Origin of the sequence: Pseudomonas sp. Hp2 (genome assembly GCF_006386585.1) — a bacterium.
Taxonomy (GTDB): Bacteria; Pseudomonadota; Gammaproteobacteria; order Xanthomonadales; family Xanthomonadaceae; genus Pseudomonas_S; species Pseudomonas_S boreopolis.
Genome location: NZ_VAHJ01000001.1, coordinates 562,699 through 575,540, shown reverse-complemented (window position 1 = coordinate 575,540; position 12,842 = coordinate 562,699). Strand labels below are relative to the sequence as shown.

At 70.0% G+C, this 12,842-nt stretch carries 12 protein-coding genes; 7 read left to right on the top strand and 5 right to left on the bottom strand.

Annotated elements, in window-relative coordinates; translation table 11 throughout:
• The first annotated feature begins 133 nt into the window (after positions 1-133).
• Together FD678_RS02340 and FD678_RS02335 are read left to right on the top strand one after the other, a co-directional pair.
• Entirely contained in the window at positions 134-994 is an 861-nt protein-coding gene (locus tag FD678_RS02340) for a pirin family protein (protein WP_140718988.1), read from the top strand.
• A 44-nt stretch (positions 995-1,038) separates the two neighbouring features.
• Entirely contained in the window at positions 1,039-1,443 is a 405-nt protein-coding gene (locus FD678_RS02335) for an OsmC family protein (RefSeq protein ID WP_140718987.1), read from the top strand.
• A gap of 229 nt (positions 1,444-1,672) precedes the next feature.
• Here the strand turns inward: FD678_RS02335 and aqpZ are convergent, their stop codons facing one another.
• From aqpZ to nfi, 4 genes are all read right to left on the bottom strand, one after another.
• The gene (aqpZ, locus tag FD678_RS02325; protein ID WP_140718986.1) at positions 1,673-2,389 is read right to left on the bottom strand and encodes an aquaporin Z; all 717 of its coding nucleotides are present in this window, start codon (positions 2,387-2,389) and stop codon (positions 1,673-1,675) included.
• 83 nt (positions 2,390-2,472) lie between these two features.
• A complete protein-coding gene (locus tag FD678_RS02320; RefSeq protein WP_140718985.1) occupies positions 2,473-2,928 on the bottom strand; it encodes a hypothetical protein in 456 nt (151 codons plus the stop codon).
• Between the two features lie 249 nt (positions 2,929-3,177).
• Positions 3,178-4,071 (bottom strand): pirin family protein, encoded by an 894-nt coding sequence (locus tag FD678_RS02315; protein WP_140718984.1) that lies wholly within the window; start codon positions 4,069-4,071, stop codon positions 3,178-3,180.
• A 58-nt stretch (positions 4,072-4,129) separates the two neighbouring features.
• Positions 4,130-4,843 carry a deoxyribonuclease V gene (nfi, locus tag FD678_RS02310; RefSeq protein ID WP_140718983.1) on the bottom strand — a complete coding sequence of 238 codons (714 nt, stop codon included), beginning with the start codon at positions 4,841-4,843 and terminating at the stop codon, positions 4,130-4,132.
• A gap of 101 nt (positions 4,844-4,944) precedes the next feature.
• Here nfi and gpmA point away from each other — a divergent pair, with 101 nt between their 5' ends.
• On the top strand, positions 4,945-5,694 hold the full coding sequence (gene gpmA / locus FD678_RS02305) for a 2,3-diphosphoglycerate-dependent phosphoglycerate mutase (protein WP_140718982.1): 750 nt from the start codon (positions 4,945-4,947) through the stop codon (positions 5,692-5,694).
• A 52-nt stretch (positions 5,695-5,746) separates the two neighbouring features.
• Here the strand turns inward: gpmA and FD678_RS02300 are convergent, their stop codons facing one another.
• Positions 5,747-6,172, bottom strand: coding sequence for a RidA family protein (locus FD678_RS02300; protein WP_140718981.1), 426 nt, complete (start codon positions 6,170-6,172; stop codon positions 5,747-5,749).
• A gap of 141 nt (positions 6,173-6,313) precedes the next feature.
• Between FD678_RS02300 and FD678_RS02295 the strand changes: the two genes are divergently transcribed.
• The 4 genes from FD678_RS02295 (at position 6,314) to FD678_RS02280 (ending at position 12,840) form a co-directional block, all read left to right on the top strand.
• The gene (locus FD678_RS02295; RefSeq protein WP_140718980.1) at positions 6,314-7,270 is read left to right on the top strand and encodes a LysR family transcriptional regulator; all 957 of its coding nucleotides are present in this window, start codon (positions 6,314-6,316) and stop codon (positions 7,268-7,270) included.
• 166 nt (positions 7,271-7,436) lie between these two features.
• Positions 7,437-9,530 carry a M13 family metallopeptidase gene (locus tag FD678_RS02290; protein ID WP_140718979.1) on the top strand — a complete coding sequence of 698 codons (2,094 nt, stop codon included), beginning with the start codon at positions 7,437-7,439 and terminating at the stop codon, positions 9,528-9,530.
• Between the two features lie 112 nt (positions 9,531-9,642).
• On the top strand, positions 9,643-11,196 hold the full coding sequence (locus FD678_RS02285; protein WP_218569449.1) for a phospholipase D family protein: 1,554 nt from the start codon (positions 9,643-9,645) through the stop codon (positions 11,194-11,196).
• 72 nt (positions 11,197-11,268) lie between these two features.
• Entirely contained in the window at positions 11,269-12,840 is a 1,572-nt protein-coding gene (locus FD678_RS02280) for a GGDEF domain-containing protein (protein WP_140718977.1), read from the top strand.
• The last annotated feature ends 2 nt before the right edge of the window (positions 12,841-12,842 follow it).

Below are 12,842 nucleotides of genomic sequence, written 5' to 3'. Positions count from 1 at the left end.
GGCGGCGGCGCCGGCCGCGGGCGGGAGCCTGCCTGCGCCAGCCCGGCGCTTCTGGAACAATGGGTTGCGTCGTTCGCCATTGGCGCCCGCGGCCCGGGCGCCCATATCCGCGGTTTCCAACAGGAGCGCTTCCATGAGCGACACTTCCCGCATCCCCTCCGCGAGGATCCTGCGGACCCTGCATGGCCAGCCGACCTCCGATGGCGCCGGCGTCAAGCTGACGCGCGTCATCGGCACGCCCGAGCTGCCGGACCTGGATCCGTTCCTGATGCTGGACGAGTTCGGCACCGACAGGGCCGAGGACTACATCGCCGGCTTTCCCGAGCACCCGCATCGCGGCTTCGAGACCGTGACCTACATGCTGGACGGGCGCATGCGCCACCGCGACAACCACGGCAACGAAGGCCTGCTGACGCCGGGCAGCGTGCAGTGGATGACCGCCGGGCGCGGCCTGGTGCATTCGGAAATGCCCGAGCAGGAGTCCGGGCGGATGCGCGGCTTCCAGTTGTGGGTGAACCTGCCCGCCAAGGACAAGATGACCGAGCCGAAGTACCAGGAGTTCGCCCCGGACCGCATCCCGGTGGCGACGCCGGCGGACGGCGTCGCGGTAAAGGTGATCGCCGGCCGGGTCGGGGAGGTCGCCGGCCCGATCGTGCAGCCGGCGACCGATCCGCTGTACCTGGATATCGAGCTGGCGCCCGGCGCGAGTTGGGACTACCTGCTGCCGGCCGGGCATAACGCGTTCGCCTATGCCTTCGAAGGAGGGCTGGCGGTGGGCGAGGGCGACGACGCGCGGCCGTTGGAGACGCGGCAGCTGGCCGTGCTCGGCGGCGGCGAACGCCTGCAGCTGCGCGCCGGCCAGCAGGGCGCGCGCCTGATCCTGGTCGCCGGCCGGCCGCTGCGCGAGCCGGTGATGCGCTACGGGCCGTTCGTGATGAACACCCGGCAGGAATTGATGCAGGCCTTCGTGGACTTCCAGGAAGGACGCTTCTGAGACCCGCGGCCGGCACCAGCCGGTCGCCTTGCAGCGGAGAACGCATGAGCGAGACCACGATCGTCACCGCGCGCAGCGAGGCTGCGCCGTACCACGTCGTCATCGACGACGGCCGCCATTCGTGGAGCGCCGACACGGTGCCCGCCAATGGCGGCGCCGATGCCGCGCCCGATCCCGAGGCGCTGGTGCTGGGCGCGCTGGGCGCCTGCACCGCGATCACGCTGCGGATGTTCGCCGCGCGCAAGCAGTGGCCGTTGCAGGGCATCACGGTGCACCTGCGGTACGGCAAGCGCGATGCCACCGGGACCGCGATCGAGCGCAACGTCGTACTGCAGGGGGCGCTCGACGACGCGCAGCGCCAGAAGCTGCTGGAGATCGCCGAGAAATGCCCGATCCACCGGCTGCTCACCGGTGAGGTCGGCATCGCCACCACGCTGGCGCCCGCCTGACGCCGCCATCGCGGGGATCCGGTCGAACGGAGGTGGAGATGCCTGGCAGGATCAGGCCGGTCGCGCGCCGCAGGCGTTGCGGCATGCACCGGGAATAGTTCCCGGCGCATCAGCCAATCCGTGCCGGGAAGATGGCGGAGCCGATCGAGATGGACCGGCTCCAGGCCACGCTTGCGCGCGATGCGGCTCGACCCGCCGGCGGGATCTCCGCCGGCGGGTCGAGCGGGTTTCAATGTTTCCCCAGCGCCTTGTAGATCACGCCGCCGAGCGCACCGCCGATCAGCGGCGCCACCCAGAACAGCCACAGCTGGCCGATCGCGCCGCTGCCGGCGAACAGCGCCACGCCGGTGGAGCGTGCCGGGTTCACCGAGGTGTTGGTCACCGGGATGCTGATCAGGTGGATCAGCGTGAGCGCCAGGCCGATCGCGATCGGCGCGAAGCCGGTCGGCGCGTTGGCATGGGTCGAGCCCATGATCACCAGCAGGAACACCGCGGTCAGCACCACCTCGCACAGGAACGCCGCCGCCAGCGAATAGCCGCCCGGCGACAATGCGCCGTAGCCGTTGCTGGCGAATGCGCCGGCCTGGCTGCCGTCGATCGCGAAGCCGGCGCTGCCCTGCGCGATCTGCAACAGGATGAAGCCGGCGAAGATCGCACCCGCGACCTGCGCGACCACGTAGGGCACCAGGTCGGCGAGCGGGAAGCGCCCGCCGGCCCACAGCCCGAAGCTCACCGCCGGGTTGAAGTGCCCCCCCGAGATGTGGCCGAACGCATAGGCGCCGGTGAGCACGGTGAGGCCGAACGCCAGGGCCACGCCGAGGAAACCGATGCCGAGGGGATTGCCGTCGCCGCCGAACTTCGCGGCGAGTACCGCGCTGCCGCAACCGCCGAGGACCAGCCAGAACGTACCGAGGAACTCCGCCGTCAATCGTTTAGCCAGTGACATGGTCGACTCCTGAGCAAGCCCGCCCGGACTGGGCGGGATGCGCCATTCAATACTCGCGCCGCGCCAGGTTCAACAGGGGGGGCTCAGCGGCCGAGCGCCAGGCTGGCCGGTTCCAGGTCCAGGCTCTGCACCAGCGACTGCACCGAGGCCAGCTCGTCGCCGCTCGCGGCATCGATCCAGATCTGGGCATAGCGATGCTTGCCGAGCTCGGCCACGGTGATGCGGCGCGATTCCATTTCAGGCAACTGGCGCCCGCCCAGGTCGAGCCTGTACCAGTACATCGATTCGCCGCCGATCTCGCCCTTCTCGGCGCGGCGATCGCGCGAGAGTACGATGCCGGGATCGCGGGTGGTGAACATCAGGCCCACCACTTGCCTGCCTTCGGCATTGGAGGCCTTGCAGGCGAGGTAGTCGCTGCCGGCCTGCTGGTTCCATTGCAGGCCCGAGGACGGTGGCAGGGTGGGGCAGGCGGTTTGCTGCTGGGCCCACGCGGACGCGGACAGCAACGACAGGCCGACGAGGCGGAAAGCGGATTTCATTCAAGGTTCCCCGGACAGAAAAGGACCCCGCACATGGAGCGTGCGGCGCTCTCGTGAAGGACCCACGATGGAGGCCATCCGGCGATGCACCGTGTTGCGTCAAGCGTTGCCCGGGCCACCCTCCCCGATCGCCCGTACAGCGCCCCCCTTGGCGCACCCCCGACGTGCCCGGCCAGGCGACCAGGCCGGGCCACGATAACCAAGCCCGGCGGCCGTGACAAATCCCGCCGCGACGGTCTTGCCGCCGGCTCAGGGATAGTTCGGCGGCTTGGGGGCGGGCTGCTCGGGCAGGGGGATGAACTCCTGGTCGTCGCCCGGGATGGTACCGAAGCGGCCGTTGCGCCAGTCCTCCTTGGCCTGTTCGATGCGCTCCCTGGAGCTGGACACGAAGTTCCACCACAGGTGCCGGTGGGCATCGAGGGGCTCGCCGCCCATCAGCATGGCCTTCAGCGGGGTCTTGGCGCGCAGGCGCGCACGGCTGCCGGGTTCGGGGACCACCAGGTGGCGCGCAGGGATGTCCACGCCGTCCAGTTGCGCCTCGCCTTCGAGGATGTAGAGCGAGCGTTCGCGATGGCCGGCGTCGAGATCGACCTCCGCGTCCGGCTCCAGGTCGATCGCGACGTTGAGCGTGTCGGCGAAGACCTTCACCGGCGACTCCTCGCCATAGGCGCGGCCCGCGATCACGCGCAGCCAGGCGCCGCCGCGGCGCTGCTGCGGCAGGGTCGCGGCGGCGTGGTGATAGAACGCGGGCTCGACCTCCTCATGCTCCTTCGGCAGCGCGACCCAGGTCTGCATGCCATGCAGGCGCTGCTCGTTCCGGCGCGCCTGCTGGGGCGAGCGCTCGGAGTGGGCGATGCCGCGGCCGGCGGTCATCCAGTTCACGTCGCCGGGCTGGATCACCTGGTCGGAACCGAGCGTGTCGCGGTGCTGGATCGCGCCGGCCCACAGGAACGTCACCGTGGCCAGGCCGATGTGCGGATGCGGGCGCACGTCGATGCCGCGGCCGGGCTCGAACACCGCCGGCCCCATGTGGTCCACGAACACGAACGGGCCGACGCTGCGCATCTGCAGGGTCGGCACCGCACGGCGCACGGTGAGGCCGTCGCCCAGGTCGTGGGTGCGGGGATCGATGATCGTGGTCATGCGCGGGCTCCGGCGTGGATCGAGGCGGCAGGATGGCACGGGCGGTGGCGAGGAGGGGTCACGGCGGGGAAATGGGGTGTTCCAGCGGCGGCATGTCGCCGCGGCGCGAGGCCAGGCGGTCCGCCAGCCGGGTCGGTTCGGGCAGCCGGTAGCCGCGCAGCGTGCGCTGCGTCCAGGCCAGGGCCGAATCGAGGCCGATGCCGTGCCCGGGCGAGACGATCAGCGGATTGCAGCGCGCCTTGCTGCGCAATGCCCAGCCGACCTGCTCGCCGTGCAGCTCGATCGGGGTGTGGTCGCCGGCGGCTTCGCCCGGCGGTTCGAACCGGCCGGCAAGCGGCTTCTTGGCCACGCCCAGCGTCGGCAGCCCGGTCGCCACGCCGAAGTGCGCGGCGATGCCGAGCCGGCGCGGATGGGCGATGCCCTGGCCGTCGATGAACACCAGCTCCGGCCGCCGCGACAGTTGCGCCAGCGCCTGCAACAGCGCCGGCAGCTCGCGGAAGCTGAGCAGGCCGGGCACGTAGGGCATCGAGGTCGGCACGCGCGCGACCTGCAGCTCGAGCGGCCGCAGCGTGCGCGCGTCCAGCAGCACCGCCGCGGCGCGGGTGGTGGCGCCGGCGTCCTCGAAGCCGACGTCGAAGCCCGCCAGCAGCAACGGGGAGGACGGGAACAGGTCGCGCAGCAGCACCTGCCGCGCCAGTTCCTTCTGCAGCGCGCGTGCGCGCTGGACGCTGCCGTCCCAGCCCGGGAACACGGATGAAGTCTCGGTCGTCATGGGCCAAGCATGCACGGGACGGGGCATGCTTGGCGTGACCGGGCTCGGAACGCGTGACGCCGCTACAATCGGCGTCCTCACCCGCGTCCCGGAGATCCGTAGTGACCCGCAAACTCGTATTGCTGCGCCATGGCCAGAGCCAATGGAACCTGGAAAACCGCTTCACCGGCTGGGTGGACGTGGACCTGACCGAGCAGGGCCGCGCCGAGGCCGCCGCCGCCGGCCGCCTGATGAAGGAAGAAGGGCTGCAGTTCGACGTCGCCCACACCTCGGTGCTCAAGCGCGCGATCCATACGCTGCAGGCCGCGCTGGCCGAGCTGGACCAGGACTGGCTGCCGGTGCACAAGAGCTGGCGGCTCAACGAGCGCCACTACGGCGGCCTGCAGGGCCTGGACAAGGCCGAGACCGCCGCCAAGCACGGCGAGGAACAGGTCAAGATCTGGCGCCGTTCCTACGACATCCCGCCGCCGCCGATGGACCTGGAGGACCCGGGCCATCCCTCGCACGACCGCCGCTACGCCGGGCTGGACCGCAAGGCGCTGCCGGCCACCGAGTCGCTGGCGACCACGCTCGAGCGCGTGCTGCCGTACTGGCACGATGCGATCGCCCCGCAGCTGAAGGAAGGCAAGACGGTGCTGGTGACCGCGCACGGCAACTCGCTGCGCGCGCTTTACAAGTACCTCAACGACGTCAGCCGCGAAGAGATCCTGGAACTCAACATCCCGACCGGCATCCCGCTGCTGTTCGAACTGGACGACCAGCTGAACGTGCAGTCCTACCGCTACCTGGGCGATCCCGAGGCCGCCAAGCGCGCCGCCGAGGCCGTGGCCAACCAGGGCAAGGCGAAGTAGGCCCGCCCCGTCGCGACGCAGCAAGCCCGGCCCCGGCCGGGCCTTCCTGCGGCTACGCCGCGGCGGGCATGGGGTCGCCCGCGACGGTTCCGGGCAGTTTCGCGACCACCTTGATCTCGAACTCGAAACCGTACAGCCAGGTCACGCCGATGCCGGTCAGCGTCGGGTGCGGCGCCTCGCCCCAGTATTCGGAGGCGATCTTCCAGATCGCGTCGAACTTCGACGCCGGATCGACGATGAACACGGTCGCGTCGATCACGTCGTCGAAGCTGCAGCCGGCCGCCGCCAGGACCGCGTTGAGATTGTCGAACGCCCGCCGCACCTGCGCTTCCAGGCCCGGCTCGGGCGAACCGTCCTCGCGGCTGCCGACCTGCCCGGAGACGAACAGGAACCCGTTGGAGCGGATCGCCGGCGAATAGCGGTTGCGCTGGTAGAGCGCCTGGCGCCCGGCGGGAAAGACGACATCGCGTGTTGCCATGAAAACCTCCGATGGGGACCGTGGCGGTCCGGTGTCTCGACGATGGCGGTAGCGTAGGCGGCGGGTCCGGCCGGATAAACGCGTCGATCCGGGTATCACCGTTTGTAGAATCCAAACAGTTCCCGGGCGCCGGAGTCGTAAATGGACCGTTTCGATGCGATGCAGGCGTTCGCCCGCGTGGTGGAGACCGGCAGCTTCACCAAGGCCGCCGAGACCTTGCGCACGAGCAAGACCAGCGTGACGCAACTGGTCCAGCAGCTGGAGGCGCGGCTGCGGGTGAAACTGCTCAATCGCACCACCCGCAAGGTCAACGTCACCGCCGATGGCGCCGCCTACTACGAACGAGTGGTGCGCCTGCTTGCCGACCTGGACGATGCCGAGACCGGCCTGTCCGATGCCTCCGCCTCGCCGCGGGGCCGCTTGCGGGTGGACGTGCCCAGTCCGTTGGCCCGGATGATCCTGGTGCCGGCCTTGCCCGACTTCCATGCCCGCTATCCGGACATCCAGATCGACATGGGCGTGAGCGACCGCAGGGTGGACCTGATCGGGGAGGGCGTGGACTGCGTCGTGCGCGGCGGCGAGCTGACCGATCGATCGCTGGTGGCGCGGCGCGTGGGCGATCTGCGGCTCGGCGTCTACGCCGCGCCGGGCTACGTGGCGCGCGCGGGCCGGCCCGCGCATCCTCGCGAACTGGAGGACACCCATCATCGCATCGTGGGTTTCCTGTGGGCGCGTGCCGGCAAGGCGCTGCCGTACGCGATGCGCCGCGGCGGGGAGCGCGTCGAGGTGCGCGGGCGCTACGTGCTCGCCGTCGACGACGGCAATGCCTATCTCGAGGCCGGCCTGGCCGGCCTGGGCATCCTGTGGTTGCCGGATTACATGGCCAAGCCGCACCTGGCGCGCGCCGAGCTGGTGGCGCTGTTCGAGGACTGGCATCTGGAGCCGATGCCGCTGTACCTGGCATTCCCGCCTAACCGGCATGTCAGCGCCAAGCTGCGGGCGTTCATCGATTGGGTGGTCGAACTGATGGCACGGCATGCGCCCGTCGCCGGCCTCGAGAGCGTGCCGCGCGCCGACGATGCGCGCGGGCCGGCCTGACGGCACGCATCCGCCGATCCGTGCGCAGCGTGCCGTGCGCGACGTGGCGACGCGGGCTTGCCGGCTCGCACCATGACCAATGGCCGATCAGCGGGCGGCGGCGATCGCATAGGTTGGAGGGCTGCACCGGAAGCGGTGCGTTCCCGATGTCAGGCTGGAGAACCCGATGACCCTCAGCAAGCTCGCCCCACTGTCCCTGGCAGTGGCCATCGCCGTGTCGCTGTCCGCCTGCGGCAAGCCCGAGAATCCGGCAGGAAGCGCCGGCGCGGCCGGCCAGGCGCCGAAGCTCGATCTGTCCAGGATCGATGCGCCGTCCGTGGCGTTCGACGTCACCGACCTGGATCCGTCGGTATCGGCGTGCAGCGACCTCAATGGCTTCGTCAACAGCAAGTGGCTGAAGGCCAATCCGGTCCCGGCCGATCGCACCAGCTGGGGCAGCTTCGAGGTGCTGGGCGAGCGCTCGCTGGCGATCCAGCGCGCACTGGTCGAGCGGGCCGCGGCGGCCACGACGGCGGATCCGATCGAAGCCAAGCTCGGCGCGCTGTGGCGCAGCGGCATGGACGAGGCGGCGATCGACCAGGCCGGCCTGGCCCCGCTGCAACCGCAACTGCAGGCCATCGACGCGCTGGAGGACGGAGCAGCGATCGCCGCCTGGCTGCGCGACAGCTACGCGAAGGGGCAGGGCTTCCTGTTCTCGTTCGGCGGCAATGCCGACTACAAGGATTCCGGGCAGGTCATCGCCTACGCCGGCCAGGGTGGACTGGGGCTGCCCGAGAAGGGCTACTACCTCGACGCCGACAAGGCCGGCATCCGCGACGCCTACGCGGGCTACATCGCCAGGCTGCTGGAGCTGTCCGGCGCCACCACGGCGGATGCCGCGGCACAGGCCAAGGCTGTGCTCGAATTCGAGACCCGCCTGGCCAAGGCCTCGCTGTCGCGCATCGAACTGCGCGATCCGGCCAAACGCTACCATCCGGTCAGCGCGGCCGAGGCCAACCGGATCACCCCGCATTTCGACTGGAACGCCTTCTTCGACGCGCTGAAGGTGCCGGCCGCCGGCAAGTTCTCGCTGAGCCAGCCCGGTTTCTTCGCCGAGCTGGACAGGATGCTGGCCGACACGCCGGCCGATACCTGGAAGGCCTACCTGCGCTTCCACGCCCTGGACGAGGCCGCGCCGTACCTGGCCAAGCCGTTCGAGCAGGCCAACTTCGAGTTCTACGGCAAGGCGCTGCGCGGCCAGCAGGAGATGCTGCCGCGCTGGAAGCGCACTCTCCAGGCGGTCAACGACGCGATGGGCGAGGCGCTCGGCCAGCTGTACGTGCAGGCCGCGTTCCCGCCCGAGTCCAAGGTCGAGATGCAGCACCTGGTGCAGAACCTGTCCACCGCGTTGAAGGCGCGGCTGGAGAAGCTGGACTGGATGAGCGAGGCCACCCGGCAGCGCGCGCTGGAGAAGTGGGCCAGTTTCACGCCCAAGATCGGCTACCCGGACAAGTGGCGCGACTGGAGCGGACTGCAGGTCGGCGAGGGCTACCTGGCCAACATGCAGGCCGCCCGGGCGTTCAACTACCGCTGGCGCCTTGACAAGATCGGCAAGCCGGTCGACCGCACCGAGTGGGGCATGACGCCGCAGACGGTCAACGCCTACTACAACGCCACCAAGAACGAGATCGTGTTCCCGGCGGCGATCCTGCAGCCGCCGTTCTTCGACGCCAAGGCCGACCCCGCGCTGAACTACGGCGGCATCGGCGCGGTGATCGGCCACGAGATGATGCACGGCTACGACGACTCCGGCAGCCAGTTCGACGCCAAGGGCAATTTCGACAGCTGGTGGACGGACGAGGACCGCAAGCGCTTCGAGCAGCGTGCCGACCAACTGGTCGCGCAGTTCGACGGCTACGAGGCGATCCCCGGCGTGCACGTGAAGGGCAGGCTGACCCTCGGCGAGAACATCGGCGACCTGGGCGGCCTGACCGTGGCCTACGACGCGCTGCAGGTGGCGCTGAAGGAAAACCCGGAAGCCGACAAGCCCATCGACGGCTACAGCCAGGACCAGCGTTTCTTCATGAACTGGGCGACGGTGTGGCGCCGCAACTTCACCGATGGCGAGCTGCGGGTGCGCCTGAACACCGACCCGCATGCGCCGGCCAACTTCCGCGCCATCGCCGCGCCGTCGAACATGCCGGCCTACGCCGCGGCGTTCCAGTGCAAGGCCGGCGACCCGATGGTGCGCGCCGGCAAGGATCGCGTGGCGATCTGGTAAGCGCGAGGTCTCGCCGCGGGAGGGCCCGGCGCAATGCCGGGCCTCCTCTGCACACGCGGCCGTGGCGCCGGCCGTGCCTACAATCGGCCCCGTTCCTGGCATGGACCGGCGGATGAAGAAAAAACTGAAGTGGGCCGGCGCCGCGCTGCTGCTGTTCGCGCTGGCGTCGCTGGCCTCCCTGTACGGCTACGGGCGCTTCGCCGAACGCGCGCGCGGCCCCGCTTCGCAGGCGCTGCCGGCGGCGGACGATTCCCCGATCGACCGGGTGGTGGTCCCGCTCACCGCGGCGCATCCGGGGCAGGCGGGGTTCGCGCTGGTCTCGGACAACATCGAGGCCTTCGCGACCCGGGCGATGATGGCCCGCTCGGCCGGCCGCAGCCTGGACCTGCAGTACTACATCTGGCATCCGGATTTCACCGGCAACCTGCTGTACGCGGAGTTGCTGCGCGCCGCCGACCGCGGCGTGCGCGTGCGCCTGCTGCTGGACGACATGAACGTGCACGGCAGCGGCTCGGTGCTGGCCGCGCTCGACCGCCACCCGATGATCGAGGTGCGCCTGTTCAACCCGACCCGCGCGCGCGAGGGCACCCTCGTGCGCGGCGTCGAGCTGCTGCTGCGGTTCTTCAGCATCAACCGGCGCATGCACAACAAGGCCTGGATCGCCGACGGCCGCATCGCGGTGGTCGGCGGGCGCAACATCGGCGATGAATACTTCGACGCCGACAGCGAGATGAACTTCATGGATGCCGACGCCACGGTGATCGGCCCGCCGGTCGGGCAGGCGTCGGCGATCTTCGACGCCTACTGGAACAGCCGCAGCGCGATCCCGCTGGCGGCGCTGGCCGAGGCCAGCCCGGACGCGCTGGACCGCCTGCGCGCCGGGATCGACGCGGGCATGGCCTCGCCCAAGGCGCGGCCGTACCTGCAGCGGCTGCGGCAGTCGCCCAACGTGCGCGACCTGGTCCAGGGCCGCCGCGCCTTGCACTGGACGGCCCGGGCCAGCATCGTGTCGGACCCGCCGCAGAAGGCCGAGGGAGGACGGGCGCAGCCGGACTGGATGACGCCGGTGCTGGTCGACCGGATGGCCAGCGTACGACGCGAGCTGAAGCTGATCTCGCCGTACTTCGTGCCCGGCCGCGAAGGGCTGCGCTGGATCGCCGGCCTGCGCCGGCGCGATGTCGAGGTGGGCGTGCTGACCAACTCGCTCGCCGCCAACGACGTGCTCGCCGTGCACGGCGGTTACGCCGGTTACCGCGTGCCGCTGCTGCGGGAGGGCGTGGAGCTCCACGAACTCAAGCCGCGCGGCGAGCCCTCGGGAAGCCTGTTCGGTTCCAGCGGCGCCAGCCTGCATACCAAGGCCTTCGTGATCGACGGGCGCGAAGGCTTCGTGGGGTCGTTCAACCTCGACCCGCGCTCGATGAACCTCAATACCGAAATGGGGCTGCTGTTCGAGAGCCGCGAGGCCGCCGCCGAGCTGGAGGCGCTGTACCGGGCCAAGACCTCCGCTCGGCTCAGCTACCGGCTGGCGCTGGAGCATGGCGAGCTGCGCTGGCACGACGACGCGGCCTCGCCGCCGCGCACCTGGACGCGCGAGCCGGAGGCGGGCATCTGGCGAAGGATCGCGGCCCGCGCGGTCGGCTGGTTGCCGGTCGAATCGCAACTGTAGCAAGGGACGGGGATGGCTAGCATCCGCGTACACCCGGTAAGGTAGGCGGCAGCCAGGTTCCAGTCGACCTCCATGCTAATAGGCAGCAGGCGCGGTCTCCCGCCCATCAATCTCCGCCAACTGGTCCTGATCCTGTCGGGCGTGTCGGTGGTGCTGACGCTCGCCAGCGTGATGTGGGCGAGCTACAGGGTGCAAAAGGAGCTGTTGATCGACAGTACGCTGGAGGCCAACCGGGTCTATGCGCTCAAGCTGGCCGACACCACGGACTATTATCTCGACGGCGCCAAGCGCATGGTCCGGACCCATGCGCAGTCGCTGGCCGAGCACTGGGGATCGGTCGCCGAACTGAGCCGGGACATCCAGCGCATCCTGGCGGAGTACCAGGGGTTCAATTCCGTCCTGGTGGTCGATGCCGAAGGCCGGGTGGTGACGACCGCGCCGCAGGTGCTGGCACCGGGCACGCGGTTGAACTCGCTGGGCGCGCGGCTGGCGCTGCAGCATCGCGAGGTGCAGGTCAGCCCACCCTACGTGGGCGCGAGCGGGCGACTGGTGGTGGTCGTCTCCAGCCCGATCTTCGCGCAGGACGGACGCTATCTCGGCTACGTGGCGGGCTCGATCTACCTGCACGAGGACAATGCCTTGCACAGGCTGCTGGGCGAGCACTACTACAAGGATGGTTCGTACCTGTACGTGGTGGACGGCGACCGCCGGGTGATCTATCACCGCGATACCGAGCGCATCGGCGAGCGCATCGACGACAACGCGGTGGTCGACCGGGTATTGGCGGGCAAGGCCGGCAGCATGCAGGCGCCGAACAGCCGCCGCGTGCAGATGCTTGCCGGGTTCTCTCCGCTCAGGTCCGTGCATTGGGGAGTGGTGGCGCAGCGCCCGCTCGACACCACGCTGGCCCGGTTGGACGCGCTCTCGCGCCGGCTCGTGCTGTACACGCTGCCGCTGCTGCTGGTCACGCTGGGCCTGATCTGGTGGCTGTCGCGATTGATCGCGCTGCCGCTGTGGAAGCTGGCGCGGCGCGCGCAGATCATGGAGGAAGCGGGAGCGGAGCAATCGATCCAGGGCGTGCGGGCCTGGTACTACGAGGTCGCACAGCTCAAGCGCGCGATCCTGGCCGGCCTGTCGGCGATGAGCAGCACGATCCGCCGGCTGAACACGGAATCGCTCACCGATCCGTTGACCGGCCTGCTCAATCGCCGCGGCTTGCAGGAGTTCCTGGAGCAATGGCGCGAGGCCGGGCGCGGTTTTTCGGTGATCGTGCTGGACATCGACCACTTCAAGGCGATCAACGACACCTGGGGCCACGACAGCGGCGACCGCGTGCTGTCCGCGCTCGGGGGCGTGATCGGCAAGGCGTTGCGTCCTGGCGACGTATCCTGCCGCAGCGGCGGCGAGGAGTTCACCATCCTGCTGCCGGACACGCCGCTGGAGCTGGGAACGCAGACTGCGGAGCGGCTGCGGCAACTGGTGGAAGAGACGCTGCTCGGCATGGACGTGGCGATCACCATCTCGCTCGGCGTGGCGCACTTCCCCGATACCGCGGACGAAGTGGCGGCGGTCCTCAAGCAGGCCGATCGCGCGCTCTACCAGGCCAAGGAGCAGGGACGCAATCGCACCGTGCAGGCCGGCTAGGG